We start from the raw sequence: 17311 nt of genomic DNA, 5'->3' as shown, positions 1-17311 counted from the left end.
GTCGACTGCGCTACTCTCTTGCCAATCTATTGTGTTGATGTGAATTCATGAGCCAGACCGCGACCATTTTGGTCATCGACGACGAACCGCAGATCCGCAAATTCCTGCGCATCAGCCTCGCTTCACAAGGCTACAAAGTACTCGAAGCCGGCACTGGCGCTGAGGGCCTGGCGCAAGCCGCGCTGAGCAAACCGGACCTGGTGGTGCTCGACCTCGGGCTGCCGGACATGGACGGTCAGCAGGTGCTGCGCGAGTTGCGCGAGTGGGCGACCACGCCAGTGCTGGTGCTGTCGGTGCGCGCCAGTGAAGGGCAGAAGGTCGAAGCGCTGGATGGCGGCGCGAACGACTACGTGACCAAACCGTTCGGCATTCAGGAATTTCTCGCCCGGGTTCGCGCGTTGTTGCGCCAGGCACCGGCGGGGGAGGCGCAGCCAGCGGCGCTGAGTTTCGGCCCTCTGACCGTGGATCTGGCCTATCGGCGCGTGCTGCTCGATGGCGCCGAAGTCGCCCTGACCCGCAAGGAATATGCGGTGCTGGCGCAACTGGCGCGGCATCCGGGGCGGGTGATCACCCAGCAGCAGTTGCTCAAGGATATCTGGGGGCCGACGCACACCGAGGACAGTCATTATCTGCGCATCGTGGTCGGGCACCTGCGGCAGAAACTGGCGGATGACCCGACCCGGCCGCGGTTTATCGTGACTGAGGCGGGGGTGGGGTATCGGTTGTTGAGTGAAGCTGGCTGAGCTGACGCTTTCGCGAGCAGGCTCGCTCCCACAGGGGAATGCATTTCAAATGTGGGAGCGAGCCAGCTCGCGAAGAGGCCATCAAATACTCCGAAAAATCCGCATCAGTTCAACCCTGCTCCTGCTCATACCGATCCAGCGTATCACTGGCAATTTCCCGCCCCAGCGCGATCAACTCCGGCGCTTTGTAGAACTCGAAAAACCGGCACACCCGCTTCGGCACGTTGATCAGGATATCCGGCGGATACCCGGCAATCTTGTACTGCGCCAGTGAGGTCTGCATCACCTCGAAACTCTGGTTGATCAGATCCAGCAGCGACGCCGGCCCGACGTTATCGATGATGAACGAGCCGGTGGCGGATTTCGGCGCGCCTTCGCGTTCCGGGGCGGAGGCCGGTTGCTGGCTTTCCGGCTCGACGCCCTCAAGCCACGGATTGATCTCCGCCGCCTCGGCGCGCAAGGCTTCCTGTTCCAGCTTCAACAATTGCTCGGCCTGTTTACGCCGGAACGGCAACTTCGAACCCATGGATTTGATCAGACTGTCGAAGCGCGAACGGAACGCCGCCGGCCGCTCGATCACCGGCAACTTGTACTGGCGCTGATTGGTGGCGTTGAGGTTGACCGCGATGATCAGGTCGCAATGGCTCGACACCACCGGAACGATCGGCAACGGATTGAGAATGCCACCGTCGACCAGCATGCGGTTGCCCTGCATCACCGGGGTAAACAGGCTGGGAATCGCCGCCGAGGCGCGCATGGCCTGATGCAGGCAGCCTTCCTGAAACCAGATTTCCTGCTGATTGGTCAGGTCGGCGGCGACGGCGGTGTAGGGGATGCGCAGGTCTTCGATGTTGATCTCGCCGACGATCTTGCGAATCTGCCCGAAGACCTTTTCGCCGCGAATCGCGCCGAGACGGAAACTCACATCGACCAGACGCAGCACGTCGAGGTAATCGAGGCTTTCGATCCAGCGGCGGTACTCATCCAGTTTGCCGGCGGCATAGATCCCGCCGACCACCGCGCCCATCGAACAACCGGCAATGCAGGCGATGTCGTAGCCGCGTCTTTCAATTTCTTCGATAACGCCGATATGGGCATAGCCCCGGGCGCCACCGGAGCCCAGTACCAGTGCGACACGCTTTTTCATCAAACTTCCTCCGGACAAGCCTGCACAATGCACGCATCGGCCAAGCGGCTCAATCGCCAAGGTCGTTGCGCGAAGCGGTGACGTCGTTTTTCGTTCGCGGCGCACGCTTGCGCGCTATGCTCTGCGCCACGTGGTTTGACCGATCAGCGAGGCACTTTTTCACCGCTTGACCGTCTTACCTGCACGACTGTTGACCTACCTTGAGGTGTGAGTGATGAAAGCCTGGATCTGTGTACCGTTGATGGCTCTGGTTCTGGCCGGTTGCGCCGGCAAAACCGCGTACCGCGACAGCTGCGGCAGCCAACTCGACGCGGCCTGGCACGAACTGGATCTGGCCAAGGCTGAAGGCTTCGCCGGCACCGTCAGCTATTCCAAAGCGCTGTCGCTGCTGACCGCCGCCAAGACCCAGCAACAATTCGAAGGCTTCGAAGGCTGCAGCAAGAAAGCCGAAAAAGCCCGCTTCTACATTCGCGAGTCCCGCGCAGGACGTTAACAGCAGCTGCAAGTTTCTAGCTGCAAGCCGCAAGCTTTTAAGCAATCACATTCAGCTTGAAGCTTGTAGCTAGAAGCTTGCAGCTGCCTACGGAGTAGACCCCCATGATCGATCGCTTGGTGGCTAATGTGTTGAGCCTGGATGTGCGGCTGCTGGCATGTCAGGCGCGCTTGACTGCGCGCACTGATCCCGAGGCGTTGCATGATTTGCGCACTACGGTGCGGCGCCTGCGCAGCCTGTTGCGGCCGTTGCGCGGGTTGCCGGGTGTCGAGCAACTGGAGGCGGCGGCGTCTGCGGTGGGCGAGTTGACCACACCGTGGCGTGATCGCGAAGTGCTCGCGGCGTATCTGCTCGAGCATGATCAGCCCGAGGCTGCGCAGCGGCGTCTGGCGCAAATGGCCGAAGCGTATCCGGCGCTGGCGGCGAGTGCGGAATTGGCTTCGTTGCTGATGATTCTCGACGCATTTCCACGGTTTCTGCGCGCGTCCGAGCGCCAGGGGCTGCTCAAGGATCTGGATAAACGCATCGAAAAACGCCTGGGCAAACAATGGCAGAAACTCGACGAAGCGCTGCACGATCCCGCCCATGACCGCCATCGCCTGCGCCTGCTGATCAAACGCGTGCGCTATGGTATCGAAGCCTACCCCGAACTGGATCGCTTGCCGAAACCGGCCTACAAACGCCTGAAATCCGCGCAAGGCGCACTGGGCGACTGGCACGACTGCTGGCAATGGCTGGCGCGCGCCGAGCAGGAGGCTGATCTGCAACCGTGCGTGGCCACCTGGCAGGCCGGGTTGATCAAGGCAGAGCTGAAGGCCGATCAAGTGCTGGAAAAGCTCAGCGCTACGTGTTTCAAATCCTGAAGCTTGCGCATCCCCTGTAGGAGCTGCCGAAGGCTGCGATCTTTTGATTTTGATTTGCAAACAGATCAAAAGATCGCAGCCTCGTTTCACTCGACAGCTCCTACAAGGGTTTTGCGGCGAAATCGAAAAGTGCCAAGGCCTATCTGTCAGCCCATTTGACCGGAATAGACGCTGCGCCGCCGCCCGGGGCTGGGTAAGATCCGCGCATTCCTTTCTCGTTTTCCGAGGTTGCCATGCGCTTTTGCGATCTGCTCGATGCTGTCCGCCAACAACCTGAAGTAATCATCCCCGCCGAATGGGGGCAGGGCCGCGCCAGTTTTGGCGGACTGGTGGCCGCGCTGCAATTTGAAGCCATGCGCGCCAGGGTGCCGACGGAGCGCCCGGTGCGTTCGCTGGCGATTACCTTTGTCGGCCCGGTCGAGCCGGAAGTGCCGGTGAGTTTCGAAGTCGACGTGCTGCGTGAAGGCAAAGCCGTCAGCCAGGTGTTGGGCCGCGCCATGCAGAATGGTCAGGTGGTGACGATCATTCAGGGCAGCTTCGGTGCCTCGCGGCCCTCGGAAGTCGCCGTCGAAGCCTACCCGGCGCCGATCATGAAACACTGGGACGAATGCCAGGAGCTGCCCTACATCAAAGGCGTGACCCCGGAATTCATGCGCCATCTGGCGATGCGCTGGAGCGTCGGCGGCATTCCGTTCTCCGGCACGGCCTCGCGCTTGATGGGCGGCTGGGTGCGGTTGCGTGGGGATGTCAAAGAGGAGCCGGTCAACGAGGCGCATCTGCTGGCGCTGGTGGATGCCTGGCCGCCGGCGCTGTTGCCGTATCTGAAGAAACCGGCGCCGGGTAGCACGCTGACCTGGACCATCGAATTCGTGCAGCCGTTACACGATTTGAGCACGCTGGACTGGTGCCAATATATGGCCGATATCGAATACGCGGCCGACGGTTACGGCCATGTCGCCGCGAAGTTGTGGAGCGCGAAAGGGGAGTTGATTGCCATGAGTCGGCAGACCGTGACGATCTTCGCCTGACTCAATGCCGACGGTGGCGCTCACGCCAGGCGCGCCACCAGCCACCGCTGAGAAAGAACCGCGGAAAGGTCAGAAACTGCTCGACCAGCAAACGTGACACGGCATCTTTGCGATCACTGAACGGCTCGGAGGCTTGCGCCTCCAGGCGGTGACCGTGGCGCTGCAGACCCAGCGCCGCCATGATACCGATCACGCCGATGGCGACGCTGGCCAGGCTCAGACTGAACACTCCCGACACGATCAACAGAAACGCCACGATGAACAGCGGCACGGCAATCAGGTGCAGGACCAGATTGGTCGGATGCTGATGATTGCCCGGGTAGGCGCGCCATTGCCACGCGGGAAGGTTGGGGTGACGTTTGCCCATGTTTGCTACTCCTCGATCCATGTTGAACTTCATGGTTGAAGAATAGGCCCGGGCGCGGAGGGCGGCGAATCAAGGTTGGCTATTGAAGTGATAGCCGTCATCGCAGGATTCGATGTAGGTGCCTCTGACGCCTTCGCGAGCAGGCTCGCTCCCACATTGATTCTATGGCGCATGTGGGAGCGAGCCTGCTCGCGAAAGCGGATTCACAATTTCAACTGGCCTATCGCCTTGTTAAGCGCCCCGGCCAGCGCCGCCAGCTCATTACTGGTCGTCGCCGAATCCACCGTCTGCTGCACGGTGTTCTCGGTCACGTCACGAATACTCACCACCGCGCGATTCATCTCCTCGGCAACCTGACTCTGCTGTTCCGCCGCCACGGCAATCTGCGTGTTGCTTTCGCGCATCTGCGCCATTGCCCCGGTGATTTCCGCCAGCGCCGCGCCAGCCTCCTGCGCCTGCTGCACGCAGTCGTCGGCCTTGTAAGAACTCTCCTGCATGAAATCCACCGCATCGCGGGTGCCGGCCTGCAACGCGGCGATCATGCCGGTGATCTCGTCAGTCGACGCCTGCACGCGCTTGGCGAGATTGCGCACTTCATCGGCGACCACGGCAAAGCCGCGACCCATCTCCCCGGCGCGGGCGGCTTCGATCGCCGCATTCAGCGCGAGCAGATTGGTCTGTTCGGCAATGCTGTGAATCACGCTGACCACGCCGTTGATCTTCTGGCTGTCCTCGGCCAGGCGTTGAATCATTTCTGCCGTCTGCTGCACGCCGTTGGACAACCCGGCAATCGATTGCTGCACCCGCGCCACCACCTGCTGACCGCTGCCGGCGAGGCCATCGGCGGTTTTCGACAGATCGCGGGTGGCGCCGGCGTGTTGCGCGATGTGATAAACGGTGGCGGTCATTTCGTTGATCGCGGTGGCAGCCTGGTCGGTTTCGCTTTGTTGGCCGAGCATGCCGTGGCGCACGTCGTTCATGCTCGAGGCCAGCCGCGCTGCACCGTCATCCAGTTGTCGCGCGGTGCTGGCAACGGTGGTCACGACGCGTTGATAACCGGCCTGCATGGCGTTGAAGGCATTGGCCATCTGCCCGACCTCGTCCTTGCCCACCAGCGGCACGCGAGCGGAGAGGTCGCCGGTTTTTTCAACGTGCAGCATCACGTCTTTCAACGTGTTGAGCTGGCTGAGCAGAAAGCGGATCAACAGTTGCGAGGCGCCGAGCATCGCCAGCATCAGGACGAAGACCGCCAGCGCATAGTTGGCGAAACGCTCGCTGAACACCTGGCTCAGGCTCGGGGCATAGGCGATGACCGCCACTTGCTCGCCGTCGGCACGGCTGAACACTTCGGCGCCGATCAACGGATTCTCGCCAAACAGCGGCATTTCATTGATGGCGTTCCAGCCGTTGCTGCCGGTGATTTCCAGCAGCGGTTGATCATTGAGACGCGGCGCTTCACTGCGCTTGAATGTCAGCACTTGGGCGGACTTGGGCAACGGTTGCCCGAGCGGCCAGGCCTTGAGCAACTGCGCCTGCGCTTGTGCGGATGCCTGCGCGGCGTGACTGCGGGCCTGCTGTTCGAGATGTACGGCGTACAAAACCAGCAGCAGAGTGGTGACAAAGGCGACCGCGTTGACCGCCCAGAATTTGTATTTCAGCGAGATGTTGCTAAGCCAGGCACCCATGGAGGTCTTCTCTGATAGCGGAAACAGTTTTGGCAAGGTGCCATTATTGTGCCGCTATGCGGATTCGGGAGTTTTGATATGAATCAACAGATGCCGAGATCTATTGTGGGAGCGAGCCTGCTCGCGAAAGCGCTGCGTCCTTCAGCCCATTTGTAGCTGATCCACCGCCTTCGCGAGCAGGCTCGCTCCCACAGGGGAAGTGTGCAGTCAGGTGAGAATGGGAAGATTAAAAAACGCCCGGGCACATGCGGTGCTATGCGCGGCCAGCGCTTCCTCGGTCTCGCCGCGATGCATCGCCACCTCGCGCAACACTTCGGTCAGATACGCCGGTTCGTTGCGACCGTTTTTCGGTTTCGGCCGCAACGTGCGCGGCAGCAGATATGGCGCATCGCTTTCCAGCATCAGCCGTCCCGCTTTGATCTCTTTGACCAGTGGATGCAGATGCGTGCCCCGGCGTTCGTCGCAGATCCAGCCGGTGATGCCGATGTGCAGATCCAGATCGAGGTAGCTGAACAAGGCCTTTTGCTCGCCAGTGAAGCAGTGCACCACCGCCGCTGGCAGTTGATCGCGGAAGTCCTTGAGGATCTCCAGCAGCCGCTGGCTGGCATCACGCTCGTGCAGGAACACCGGCAATTGCAGCTCGACGGCCAGCGCCAGATGTTCTTCCAGGACCTTTTCCTGCTGCGGGCGCGGGGAGAAGTCGCGGTTGAAATCCAGCCCGCATTCGCCCACCGCGACGACGCTGGATTCGTTCAACAGACTGCGCAGACGACGGGCGCTGTCAGCGTTCCAGTCGCTGGCCGAATGGGGGTGAATACCGGCCGTGGCGAACAGCCGTTGGCCGCTTTCATCCAGTTGCCGGCACAGTTCCAGCGCCTGCTCGCTACCCTCGACGCTGGTGCCGGTCAGTACCAGTTGGCAGACGCCGGCGGCATAGGCACGGTCGAGCACGGCTTGGTGTTTGTCGGCGAAACTGGGGTTGGTCAGGTTGACGCCGATATCGATGAGTTGCATGGTGCTACCTCGGGCCGAAGGCCGGAAAGCATATCAGAGCTGTAGATTTATAAGAAAAGCCAAGAACTACAAAGACTTATGGCTGTCTGTTGAGGCCGCGGGGGACTCCGGGGTGGCGACAATGCCATCACTGTGCCAGTCTCACGCACTTTATCAGCGCGCAAAGCGCTCTGTTTTCGTCGGTGATGTCGTCTCTTTTGCGACGAATCGCCCCGTATTCTTTTCGGAGAGTGGATGCATCGTCCCTCGGTTCTGCTGCTGTTGTGTGCTGCGTTGCTGCTGCCGATGACGGCGGCCGCGCGCCTGCCCGGGCCGCTGCAAGCCGTGCCGGCGAGCAAGGTTCGCGACCTCTCGGACATTCGCAGCAGCCGCGTGTTGCGGGTGTTGGTCAATCAGAGCCGCAACAGCTCCGGCGAGGTCCAGGGCCAGGCCATCGGTGTCGAGTACCACCGACTGCGCGCGTTCGAGCAATACCTCAATGGCCATGCTCGTGACGGCCAGGAAGTCACCCTCAAGATCATTCCCAAAGCCAAGGATCAATTGCTCGGCGCTTTGCAGCGCGGCGAAGGCGACATGGTCGCGCCCGGTGAATTGCTCGATCTGCCTTCTGGCTACGCGGTCGCCAGCAGTGAGCCGATTGCCAGCAACGTGCCGCTGGTGCTGGTCGGGATCAAGGGCCAGCGCCGTTACACCAAGGTCGAGCAACTGTCCGGCAAGACCCTGGCCTTGCCCACCGGCAGTGCGGCGGGGGAGGTGGTCAGCCAGCTCAACCAGAAACTGGCGCTGCACAAACTGGCGCCGATCAATATCGAGTGGGTCGATCCGACGCTGGCGGTCGAAGATGTGCTGGAGATGGTTCAGGGCGGGATTTTCCACCTGACCATTGTCGAGCAACCGATTGCCGAGCGTTGGGGCAAAATCCTGCCGAAGCTGCGTCTCGATCGGCAGCTGAGCCTCGGCGAGCCGGGCGAAGAACATTGGTTCGTGCGCCGCGATGCGTCGATGTTGCGCGCGAGCATCGATCGCTTCCTCACCGGTTACAAGAGACCGTCGGATGAAGACGCCGCTTTCCTGCGCATCTATCGACGCCTGTATCAGGTGCACAATCCGCTGGCCAAGGCCGATCGCCAGCGTCTGGAAAAACTCCGTCCAACCCTGCAGAAGCACGCCGATGCGCAGAACATGGACTGGCTTAACCTGGCGGCGCTGGCGTTCAAGGAATCGCGTCTGCAGCCCAACGCTCGCAGCGGCAGCGGCCCGACCGGGCTGATGCAGATCACTCCGTCCGCCGCGCAACGGGTCGGCGTGAACAATATCCAGAATCTCGATGCGAATGTGCAGGCCGGCGCCAAGTACCTGGCGATGATCCGCCGCAAGTTCTTCAGCAGCCCGAAACTCAACGAGCGTGAGCGCATGGCGTTCACCCTCGCCGCGTACAACATCGGCCCCGAGCGCGTGCAGGGCATGCGCGCGGAAGCCCGCCGCCGTGGCCTCAATCCCAACCAGTGGTTCTTCCAGGTCGAGCGCATTGCCATGGAGCAGGTGGGGATGGGCGCCGTCAGCTATGTTAATAGCGTGAACAAGTATTACCTGGCATTCGACCGGGAGCGAGAGTCGCTCGAGCCCCGGCAGCAGAAAGTGGTCACACGGAAATAATCTAACAATTCGATTGTTATGGCGAAATTTTTGCGCTTTAAACATGAAATAAACTGATTAATATAGAGACCAACCCAAACACACAAACACTTCTGCACAACAAGGAATGCACCATGAGCTCTCTGATCAACAAGGTTCTGTTCACCCGCGCCGGTTACGGCCTGACTGTCCTGCGCATTGCTGTCGGCGTGATCTTCGCCGCCCACGGTTCGCAGAAACTCTTTGGTCTGTTCGGTGGTTACGGCCTGGCCGGCACCGCACAATGGATGGAAAGCATTGGCCTGACCCCCGGCTACCTGATGGCCTCGCTGGCTGGCGGTACCGAGTTCTTCGCCGGTCTGGCGCTGATCATCGGCCTGCTGGCACGCCCGGCGGCACTCGGTCTGGCGTTCCTCTCGCTGGTGGCGATCTTCTCGGTGCACATCGGTAACGGTCTGTTCATGGCCAACAACGGTTACGAGTTCGCCCTGGCTTTGTTGGCCGGCAGCATTGCGGTCCTGATCGAAGGCGCCGGCAAGCTCTCGGCGGATCGCGCCATCGCCGGTTGAAGGCTCTGGCTCAAGGCAAAGGCCCGCATTGCGCGGGCCTTTTTTTGTTGCGGGGGATTCTTGACACTGGTCGGTCACGTTCTCTAGGATGTTGCCCATGCGCCGATTTAAACAGCTACTTGCGGGGCGCCAGGTGACTTCTACAGTTACCGTCAGAAGCCGGAACAGGGCTTCGAAATACCGCTAAAGCGCTGGTTCGGTGTTGCCTCTCACCTGCCATGCAGACTTTTGAGGCAGAGATACGACACGATGAACGCACTACGCCCTCCAGCACGTCCCGCGCCGATCACGGCACATGTCACCCAGCGCAACCCGAAAATCCTTCTTGGCGGCAAACACCAGCCGACGCTGTTGCGTTATCTCGATGGCTGGCCACGTCGCAGCGGCGGTCCTGCCGCGTTCCTGATCCAGTTTGTCGATGACGGCGAGTCGCTGGCGCGTTTTGCTACGGACAGCTTCGATCTGGCGGTGATTCAGGCGCCGAGCGCAGAAGATGCGCCGGACATGATCAAGCAACTGACCCGCGTAGCGCGGCAGGGCCTGATCACTCGGCGCTGATCAGTCTTACGGGTATTCAATCGCAACGATGTAAACGAACTGCTCGCCGGTCGGCGTCTGCACCCGCACTTCTGCGTCGAGTGCCTTGCCGATCAGCGCGCGGGCGAGCGGCGAGTCGATGCTGATCAAACCCTGTTTGAGGTCCAGTTCATCGGGGCCGACAATGCGGTAGCGCGACTGCTTGCCGTCCTCGTCTTCGATGGTTACCCAAGCGCCGAAATAGACTTTGTTCGGGTCGCTGGGTTTTTCGCTGACTACCTTGAGCGCTTCCAGGCGTTTGGTGAGAAAACGCACGCGACTGTCGATTTCGCGCAGCATCTTCTTGCCGTAGGTGTATTCGGCGTTTTCCGAACGATCACCCTGCGCCGCCGCTTCACTCACCGCCTGGGTGACTTGCGGGCGACGCACATGCCACAACTCATGGAATTCGGCGCGCATCCGCGCTTCACCCTCGGGGGTGATCAGCGCGGTGCCAGCGGTGCGGGGAGGGCGATAACGGCTCATGGCGACTTCTTGTGATTAAGACCGTTTGAGTCTATCAACCCTCGCGCAACACTGTCAGCGGGCTCGCATTCAGAGCGCGACGCGTGCCGAACACACCGGCGCCACCAATCAGCGCGGCGCCAATCAGCGGCAGCACCAGCAGCCATGGATGCGGATGCCATGGCAGATCGAAGGCGAAGCGGTACAGCACCAGACTGACCACCTCCGAACCGATCGCCGCGAGCAGACCGCTGACCGCACCCAACAAACCGAACTCGATACGCCGCGCCTTGATCAGCAACTGCCGCTCGGCGCCCAGCGCGCGCAACAGCGCACCCTGGCGGATGCGTTCATCCAGCGTCGCTTGCAGGCCGGAGAACAGCACCGCCATCCCCGCAGCCAGAACAAACAACAACACATATTCCACCGCCAGGGTGACCTGGGCGAGGATGCTGCGTAGCTGTTCGAGCAAGGCCTCGACCTGCAGGATGGTCACCGCCGGGAAGGTCCGCGACAACTCGACGATCTGCTGATCATGCCCCGGAGCCAGATAGAAACTGGTCAGATAGGTCGCCGGCAGATCCTTCAGGGTGCTAGAGCTGGAAGATCATGAAGAAGTTCGGCTGGAAGTTGTCCCAATTGATCTCGCGCAGGCTGGTGACTTTCGCTTCGCGATTGACCCCGCCAACACTGAATACCATGTGATCGCCGAGTTTGAGTTTCAGGCTTTCGGCAACCTTGCCTTCCACCGAGACCCCCGGCACATCATCGGACGGCTGGCCGCTCCACCACGAGCCGGCGGTGAGCTTGTTGCCGGCCGGCAGATCCGCCGCCCAGGTCAGGCTCAGGTCACGCTGAATGGCGCGGTCACCGGCCGAGTCCTTGCTGACGATCTGTTGTACCGCTTCGCCATTGATGCTGATCAACCGACCCGGCACCACCGGATACAACGGCGCCGCTTGCGCGGACACCTTGATCAGGTGATCGGCGAAAGCCTGTTTGTCCGCCGGGAGGATATTCAGCGCGAAGTAGTTCGGCGCATTTTTCGGTAGCTGGTTCTGCCAGGTGTCGAGCAATTCGCCGCGCAGCAGTGCGATCAGCGCCATCGACAACAGGATCAGACCGAACGCCAGCGACTGCCCGGCCGCCGCCAATGGATGCCGCAACAACTGGCCAAGGCCCAGACGCCAAGGCAACGAGGCGCGGGCCAGCATGCGGCGCAGGCTTTGCAGCAGCAACAACAGCAGGCCGCCCAGCACCAGCGCGGCGACTACGCCACCGCCAAGCAGGGCGAAGGTCAGCAGCAGATCCAGACTCAGACGCCACATGATCAGGCCCAGCGCACCCAACGCCGCGCCGTACACTATCCATGTGCTCGAGGGGATCGGCAGCATGTCGCGGCGCAACACCCGCAGCGGCGGCACGCGACCCAGTGCAGCCAAAGGCGGCAAGGCAAAACCGGCCAGCGCCACCAGCCCGGTGCCAATCCCGGCCATCGCCGGAAACAGGCCGCCCGGCGGTACGTCACTTGGCAGCAAATCATGCAGCAACGCGAACAGACCCAGTTGTGCCAGCCAGCCGAGCAGGGCGCCGCTTATGGCGGCAATCAGGCCGAGCACGGTCAGTTGCAGGCTGAACAGCACCATGGTTTCCCGGCGTGACAAGCCGAGGCAGCGCAGCAAGGCACTGGCGTCGAAACGGCGACTGGCGAAACGATTGGCCGACAGCGCCACGGCCACGCCAGCCAACAACACCGCGACCAGACTGGCCATGTTCAGATAGCGCTCGGCCTTGCCCAGCGCACCGCCAATCTGCCGGTTACCGTCACGGGCATCCTGGATTCGCTGGTTTGCAGCGAGGCCCGGTTTGATCAGCTCGCGATAAGTTTCCAGCGCCTGCGGTTCGCCGCGCCACAGTTCGCGATAACTCACCCGGCTGCCCGGTTGCACCACGCCGGTGGCGGCGAGGTCCTCAAGATTGATCAACACCCGTGGCGTCAGGCTGTAGAAGTTGCCGGCGCGATCCGGCTCGTAGGTCAGCACGCGGGTCAGCTTGAGCGTCTTCATGCCGACGTCGATGCTGTCGCCGATCTTCAGATCCAGCGCGGTCAACAGACGTGCCTCGACCCAGGCTTCACCGGGTTGCGGTTCGCCGCCGACTTCTTCCTGGGCGAATGGTGCGGGCGCGCTTTTCAGCTCGCCGCGCAGAGGATACGCGCGGTCGACGGCTTTGATGCTGGATAACTGAATGCCATTGTCGGTGGCGATGACGCTGGAGAACTCCACCACTTGCGCATGATTCAGGCGCAGTTCGGTGCCGCTGCGGATTTGCTCCTCGCGGGCCGGCGAGCTGCCTTCAAGGACCAGATCGGCACCGAGAAACTCGGTAGCGCGCAGCATCATTGCGCCATTGAGGCGGGCGCCGAAGTAGCCGATCGCGGTGCTCGCCGCGACGGCCACCACCAGCGCAAAGAACAACACGCGCAGCTCACCGGCGCGGGCATCGCGCATGAGCTGGCGCAGGGCAAGGCTGAACAGACGCAACAGCGGCAGACGTGCCATCAAGGCTCCAGAGGGGCGACCAGCAGCCCGGCTTCAAGACGGATCAGGCGCCGGCAGCGATGGGCCAGGCGTTCGTCGTGGGTCACCAGCACCAGGGTGGTGCCGCGTTCCTTGTTCAATTCGAACAGCAAGTCGCTGATGCGCTCGCCGGTGTGGCTGTCGAGGTTGCCGGTCGGCTCGTCGGCGAACAGCACGTCCGGTTCGGCAGCGAAGGCGCGGGCGATGGCCACGCGTTGCTGTTCACCACCGGAGAGCTGGCGCGGCGAATGGGTCAGGCGCTGACCGAGGCCGACGCGCTGAAGCAATTGCGTGGCGCGCTCGCGGGCATCTTTGCGGCCATCGAGTTCAAGCGGCAACATGACGTTCTCCAGCGCATTGAGGCTGTCGAGCAACTGGAACGACTGGAAGACAAACCCGACGTGCTCGGCGCGGATTCGCGCGCGCTGGTCTTCGTCGAGATTGCTCAGGCCCTGGCCGGCGAGAGTGACTTCGCCGCTGCTCGGCAGGTCGAGTCCGGCGAGCAGGCCGAGGAGGGTGGATTTGCCGGAACCGGACGCGCCGACGATGGCCAGGCTGTCGCCCTTGTTCAGTTCCAGGCTGAGTTCGTGCAGGATAGTCAGTTCACCTTCCGCGCTAGGGACCACTTTGCTGAGGTTCTTCGCGGTGAGAATGCTTGCGCCCATGGAGAATCCGATGCGTGTATGGTTTTTGAGTGCTGGCCTGGCCTTGATGTGCATGGCCCAGAACGCAGCGGCGGGTACTGTCCTGATCGTTGGCGATAGTATCAGCGCCGGTTTCGGCCTGGATACCCGTCTGGGGTGGGTGTCGCTGCTCGAGCAGCGCCTCAAACAAGAGGGTTTCGACGATAAAGTGGTCAACGCCTCGATCAGTGGCGACACCAGTGCCGGAGGCCTGGCGCGGCTGCCGGCGCTGCTTGCAGAGCATAAGCCTGAGCTGGTAATCCTCGAGTTGGGTGGCAACGACGGCCTGCGCGGGATGCCGCCAACGCAATTGCAACAAAATCTTGCCTCGATGATCGACAGCTCGCGGCAGAGCGGCGCGAAAGTGCTGCTGCTCGGCATGCAGTTGCCACCCAATTATGGCAAGCGCTACACCGATTCGTTCGCCGAGGTTTACGGCAAGCTCGGCGAAGAGAAAAACATCCCGTTGGTGCCGTTTTTTCTCGAAGGTGTCGGTGGGCATCCGGAGTTGATGCAGGCCGACGGTCTGCACCCGGCGGCCGGGGCTCAGGGCAAGTTGCTGGAAAATGTTTGGCCGACGCTAAAACCGCTGTTGTGAGGCTTTTCTAGAGGCAGGCTTTCGGCTAATGTGGCGCCCCCTAATTTGGAGCCCCCGATGCCGCGTCCTGCCTGGTCCCTGTTTGCCTACCAACTGATCGAGCCTGACGAGCAGCTGGATCTGTTCGCCTGCCAGGAAGTGCGGGTGCATCTGGTGACGCGTCAGCTGGAACTCGGTGGCTCTGCCGATCGCACGCTGTGCGGCACGCTGCTGCCAGCGCAACCGCGCTGGTCGAATGTTGATCGCCGGGTGTTCCAGGATCAGCGTCTGTGCTCGCTGTGCCGGGCGATTCTCGAATCGCAGAAGCGCGGTACGTCGCCGATCTGGCCCGAGCTTCGATTCGAACTTTAAGATCAAAAGATCGCAGCCTCGTTGCACTCGTCAGCTCCTACAGGGAATGCGTTGCAAATGTAGGAGCTGACGAGTGCAACGAGGCTGCGATCTTTCAGGGCGCGACACGGTCTATCGGCGTGTCTCCCGAATCCCCAAGCCGCGGTGTACAATCGCGTCCTTATACCCTTGATGATCATGCGAAGGATTTTCCGGATGTTGCCGCGCTTTCCTGCCGTCACCCGCTGCCTGTCACTTGCCGCCCTGTGTGTGGCCGGCCCCGTTGCTGCATTGGAGCTTCCCCTGCCACCACCCGGCGAAGACATCGTCGGCCAGGTGCAGGTGATCAAAGCCAAGTACGAAGACACCTTCGCCGACCTGGGTACCACCTACGATCTGGGTTATTCGGAAATGGTTGCGGCCAACCCGGGCATCGATGCCTGGCTGCCGGGCGCCGGTACCGAGATCGTCCTGCCGACGCGCTTCATCCTGCCGCCTGGCCCGCGTGAAGGCATCGTCATCAACCTCGCCGAATACCGTCTCTATTACTATCCGAAAGGCCGCGACGTGGTGTACACCTTCCCGCTGGGTATCGGCCGTGAAGGCTGGGGCTCGCCGATCGCGCACACCTCGATCATCGCCAAGACACCGAACCCGACGTGGACGCCTCCGGCTTCGATCAAGGCCGAACACGCCGCTGACGGTGATCCGCTGCCCAATGTGGTGCCGGCCGGCCCTGATAACCCGCTGGGGCCGTTCAAGTTCACCCTCGGCACGCCGGGCTACCTGATCCACGGTTCGAACAAGAAGTTCGGCATCGGCATGCGCACCAGCCATGGTTGCTTCCGCATGTTCAACAACAACGTGCTGGAGATGGCCGGCATGGTCCCGGTCGGCACCTCGGTGCGCATCATCAACGACCCGTACAAGTTCGGTCGCAGTGGCGGCAAGGTCTATCTGGAAGCGCACACGCCGCTCGACGACAAGGGCAACCCGTCGGTGGTCGACAAGCACACCGCGGTGATCAACGCGATGCTCAAGCGTGAAGACATCACCAGCAACTTGCGCATGAACTGGGATGTGGTGCGTGATGTGGTCGCCGCCGAAGACGGCCTGCCGGTAGAGATCGCCGTGCCGAATACCTCGGCGCCAATGGTGAGCAGTGCACCGATCGACCTGCAGCAATAAGCTCTGATTGAAAACCCGCCGATGCGAGCAGCGTCGGCGGGTTTTTTATTGCCCGGAGAAAAGCACCGGGCACAAAAAAGCCGACCCGGAAAACCGGATCGGCTCGATAACAATCCCGAGGGATTATTACTTGCGGCTAGCTTTTTCCAGCATGCGCAGAGCACGCTCGTTAGCTTCGTCAGCAGTCTGTTGTGCTTTTTGAGCAGCAGCCAGAGCTTCATCAGCTTTACGGTAAGCTTCGTCTGCACGAGCCTGGGAGCGAGCAGCTGCGTCTTCAGTAGCGGTCAGACGTGCTTCGGTTTCTTTCGATGCGCTGCTGCAACCGGTAGCCAGAACTGCGGCCAGAGCCAGAGCAGAGAATTTCAGAACGTTGTTCATCGTGTTCCCCTTCAAGGACTTTCAAATTAAGTGGCTGTCTCCTCACGATTGAGGAAATAGCCGGCGTACATACTACCCATTACTTGTAGTAAGTAAACTGACGTAGCGCAAGAAGCAAAAAAAATTGTAGGCGTTGATTCTTTTTCGAGCAACTTTTAACTGCGCTGTATAAAAAATATCCAGCTGCAAGCCCCGGCGTGAGCGACTCAAACGGGAAAAGTTCCCGCGCTCGCGCGCTGTTTTTGCGACTTCGGCTAAAGTCTTTCTAAATGAATTCGTCCACACTTTTGTTCAGGTTCTGCGAAGCGCTTCGCGTATCTTTGTTGATGTACAGGTGACTTTAAAAAAGGTCGCACGTCTTAAGTCTCAACATTCCGGCAATGTTCAGGCAAACGGCACGCAAAGATTGTCTTGCGGCCGAACCTGCGACCATCGATGCCAATGCACGCAAACCATCCGATGACGAGCGTACCTTGAGCATTTTCGCCAATGGTGCCTACTATTCAGCAGGTGTCAGATTGCGCGAGATCGGTGTGGCTCTTCTCAGTGTCCATCAGGCACGGGGTGGCGTAGATGTTCCTTCGCCGGAAAAACATCGGTAAGGTAGGGGTCACAATTCAAGACCCGCGAGGAGTAGTGATGAGCGAGGCGTTGTCCATCCACCATGACCAGGCTGGTCATCAATTCGAGACCACTGTGGACGGTCATCGTGCTTACCTGACCTACATGGATCTGGGCAAGCAGACCCTGGATATCTACCGCACCTTCGTGCCCAATGCCCTGCGCGGCCGTGGCATTGCCGCAGCGCTGACCGAACGCGCGCTGCAATACGCCGAAGAAATGGGCTACACGGTGATCCCGTCATGCTCCTACGTCGAGCGCTATATGGAACGTCATCAGCGCCGCGCTGCGAAGATCTGAACCGCACACACAAAAACGCCGGACAATGTCCGGCGTTTTTTTATGCGCG

18 protein-coding genes and 1 pseudogene are annotated in these 17311 nt (G+C 61.1%); 11 read left to right on the top strand and 8 right to left on the bottom strand.

Annotated elements, in window-relative coordinates; genetic code table 11:
• Positions 1–47: 47 nt before the first annotated feature.
• Positions 48–743: a response regulator gene (locus tag AB4O45_RS05070; protein ID WP_016770895.1), complete on the top strand. Its 696-nt coding sequence runs from the start codon at positions 48–50 to the stop codon at positions 741–743.
• 109 nt (positions 744–852) lie between these two features.
• Here AB4O45_RS05070 and AB4O45_RS05065 read toward each other — a convergent pair whose 3' ends face one another.
• On the bottom strand, positions 853–1890 hold the full coding sequence (locus AB4O45_RS05065) for a patatin-like phospholipase family protein (RefSeq protein WP_110601565.1): 1038 nt from the start codon (positions 1888–1890) through the stop codon (positions 853–855).
• Positions 1891–2104: 214 nt separating this feature from the next.
• On the opposite strand from AB4O45_RS05065, the gene AB4O45_RS05060 reads away from it, so the two are divergent.
• The 3 genes from AB4O45_RS05060 to AB4O45_RS05050 all read left to right on the top strand — a co-directional run bounded on the left by AB4O45_RS05060 (position 2105) and on the right by AB4O45_RS05050 (position 4274).
• Positions 2105–2383, top strand: coding sequence for a hypothetical protein (locus AB4O45_RS05060; protein ID WP_016770894.1), 279 nt, complete (start codon positions 2105–2107; stop codon positions 2381–2383).
• Between the two features lie 104 nt (positions 2384–2487).
• The gene (locus AB4O45_RS05055) at positions 2488–3246 is read left to right on the top strand and encodes a CHAD domain-containing protein (RefSeq protein WP_460161141.1); all 759 of its coding nucleotides are present in this window, start codon (positions 2488–2490) and stop codon (positions 3244–3246) included.
• Between the two features lie 233 nt (positions 3247–3479).
• A complete protein-coding gene (locus AB4O45_RS05050; protein ID WP_406226913.1) occupies positions 3480–4274 on the top strand; it encodes an acyl-CoA thioesterase in 795 nt (264 codons plus the stop codon).
• Between the two features lies 1 nt (position 4275).
• Here AB4O45_RS05050 and AB4O45_RS05045 read toward each other — a convergent pair whose 3' ends face one another.
• The 3 genes from AB4O45_RS05045 to AB4O45_RS05035 form a co-directional block, all read right to left on the bottom strand.
• Positions 4276–4641, bottom strand: a complete 366-nt coding sequence (locus AB4O45_RS05045) for a DUF962 domain-containing protein (protein ID WP_236168455.1) — start codon at positions 4639–4641, stop codon at positions 4276–4278.
• 203 nt (positions 4642–4844) lie between these two features.
• Complete coding sequence (locus AB4O45_RS05040) at positions 4845–6326, bottom strand: methyl-accepting chemotaxis protein (protein ID WP_460161140.1); 1482 nt, start codon at positions 6324–6326, stop codon at positions 4845–4847.
• 207 nt (positions 6327–6533) lie between these two features.
• Positions 6534–7340, bottom strand: a complete 807-nt coding sequence (locus AB4O45_RS05035) for a TatD family hydrolase (RefSeq protein WP_460161139.1) — start codon at positions 7338–7340, stop codon at positions 6534–6536.
• A gap of 234 nt (positions 7341–7574) precedes the next feature.
• Here AB4O45_RS05035 and AB4O45_RS05030 point away from each other — a divergent pair, with 234 nt between their 5' ends.
• The 3 genes from AB4O45_RS05030 (at position 7575) to AB4O45_RS05020 (ending at position 10102) form a co-directional block, all read left to right on the top strand.
• Entirely contained in the window at positions 7575–8996 is a 1422-nt protein-coding gene (locus tag AB4O45_RS05030; RefSeq protein WP_460161138.1) for an MltF family protein, read from the top strand.
• 113 nt (positions 8997–9109) lie between these two features.
• Complete coding sequence (locus AB4O45_RS05025) at positions 9110–9544, top strand: DoxX family protein (RefSeq protein ID WP_016770887.1); 435 nt, start codon at positions 9110–9112, stop codon at positions 9542–9544.
• Between the two features lie 249 nt (positions 9545–9793).
• Positions 9794–10102, top strand: coding sequence for a hypothetical protein (locus tag AB4O45_RS05020; RefSeq protein WP_095182213.1), 309 nt, complete (start codon positions 9794–9796; stop codon positions 10100–10102).
• Between the two features lie 6 nt (positions 10103–10108).
• Here AB4O45_RS05020 and greB read toward each other — a convergent pair whose 3' ends face one another.
• From greB to AB4O45_RS05005, 3 genes and pseudogenes are all read right to left on the bottom strand, one after another.
• A complete protein-coding gene (gene greB, locus AB4O45_RS05015; RefSeq protein ID WP_071173132.1) occupies positions 10109–10606 on the bottom strand; it encodes a transcription elongation factor GreB in 498 nt (165 codons plus the stop codon).
• A 34-nt stretch (positions 10607–10640) separates the two neighbouring features.
• Positions 10641–13146, bottom strand: a pseudogene (locus AB4O45_RS05010) (ABC transporter permease).
• Positions 13146–13829 (bottom strand): ABC transporter ATP-binding protein, encoded by a 684-nt coding sequence (locus AB4O45_RS05005; RefSeq protein ID WP_016770883.1) that lies wholly within the window; start codon positions 13827–13829, stop codon positions 13146–13148. The pseudogene AB4O45_RS05010 and the gene AB4O45_RS05005 overlap by 1 nt, the downstream one beginning before the upstream one ends.
• Positions 13830–13839: 10 nt before the next feature.
• Here AB4O45_RS05005 and AB4O45_RS05000 point away from each other — a divergent pair, with 10 nt between their 5' ends.
• From AB4O45_RS05000 to AB4O45_RS04990, 3 genes are all read left to right on the top strand, one after another.
• On the top strand, positions 13840–14445 hold the full coding sequence (locus AB4O45_RS05000) for an arylesterase (RefSeq protein WP_460062300.1): 606 nt from the start codon (positions 13840–13842) through the stop codon (positions 14443–14445).
• 57 nt (positions 14446–14502) lie between these two features.
• Positions 14503–14796, top strand: a complete 294-nt coding sequence (locus AB4O45_RS04995) for a hypothetical protein (RefSeq protein WP_016770881.1) — start codon at positions 14503–14505, stop codon at positions 14794–14796.
• 195 nt (positions 14797–14991) lie between these two features.
• Positions 14992–15963, top strand: a complete 972-nt coding sequence (locus AB4O45_RS04990) for a L,D-transpeptidase family protein (protein ID WP_024013783.1) — start codon at positions 14992–14994, stop codon at positions 15961–15963.
• Positions 15964–16089: 126 nt separating this feature from the next.
• Here the strand turns inward: AB4O45_RS04990 and oprI are convergent, their stop codons facing one another.
• On the bottom strand, positions 16090–16341 hold the full coding sequence (gene oprI, locus AB4O45_RS04985) for an outer membrane lipoprotei OprI (protein ID WP_003183784.1): 252 nt from the start codon (positions 16339–16341) through the stop codon (positions 16090–16092).
• A gap of 639 nt (positions 16342–16980) precedes the next feature.
• On the opposite strand from oprI, the gene AB4O45_RS04980 reads away from it, so the two are divergent.
• Positions 16981–17262: a GNAT family N-acetyltransferase gene (locus AB4O45_RS04980; protein WP_016770879.1), complete on the top strand. Its 282-nt coding sequence runs from the start codon at positions 16981–16983 to the stop codon at positions 17260–17262.
• Positions 17263–17311 lie beyond the last annotated feature (49 nt).

The sequence above is a fragment of the Pseudomonas sp. S2_B10 genome, from assembly GCF_054668425.1.
The sequence above is the reverse complement of the archived record's forward strand: the minus strand, read 5'-3'. Positions and strand labels throughout refer to the sequence as shown.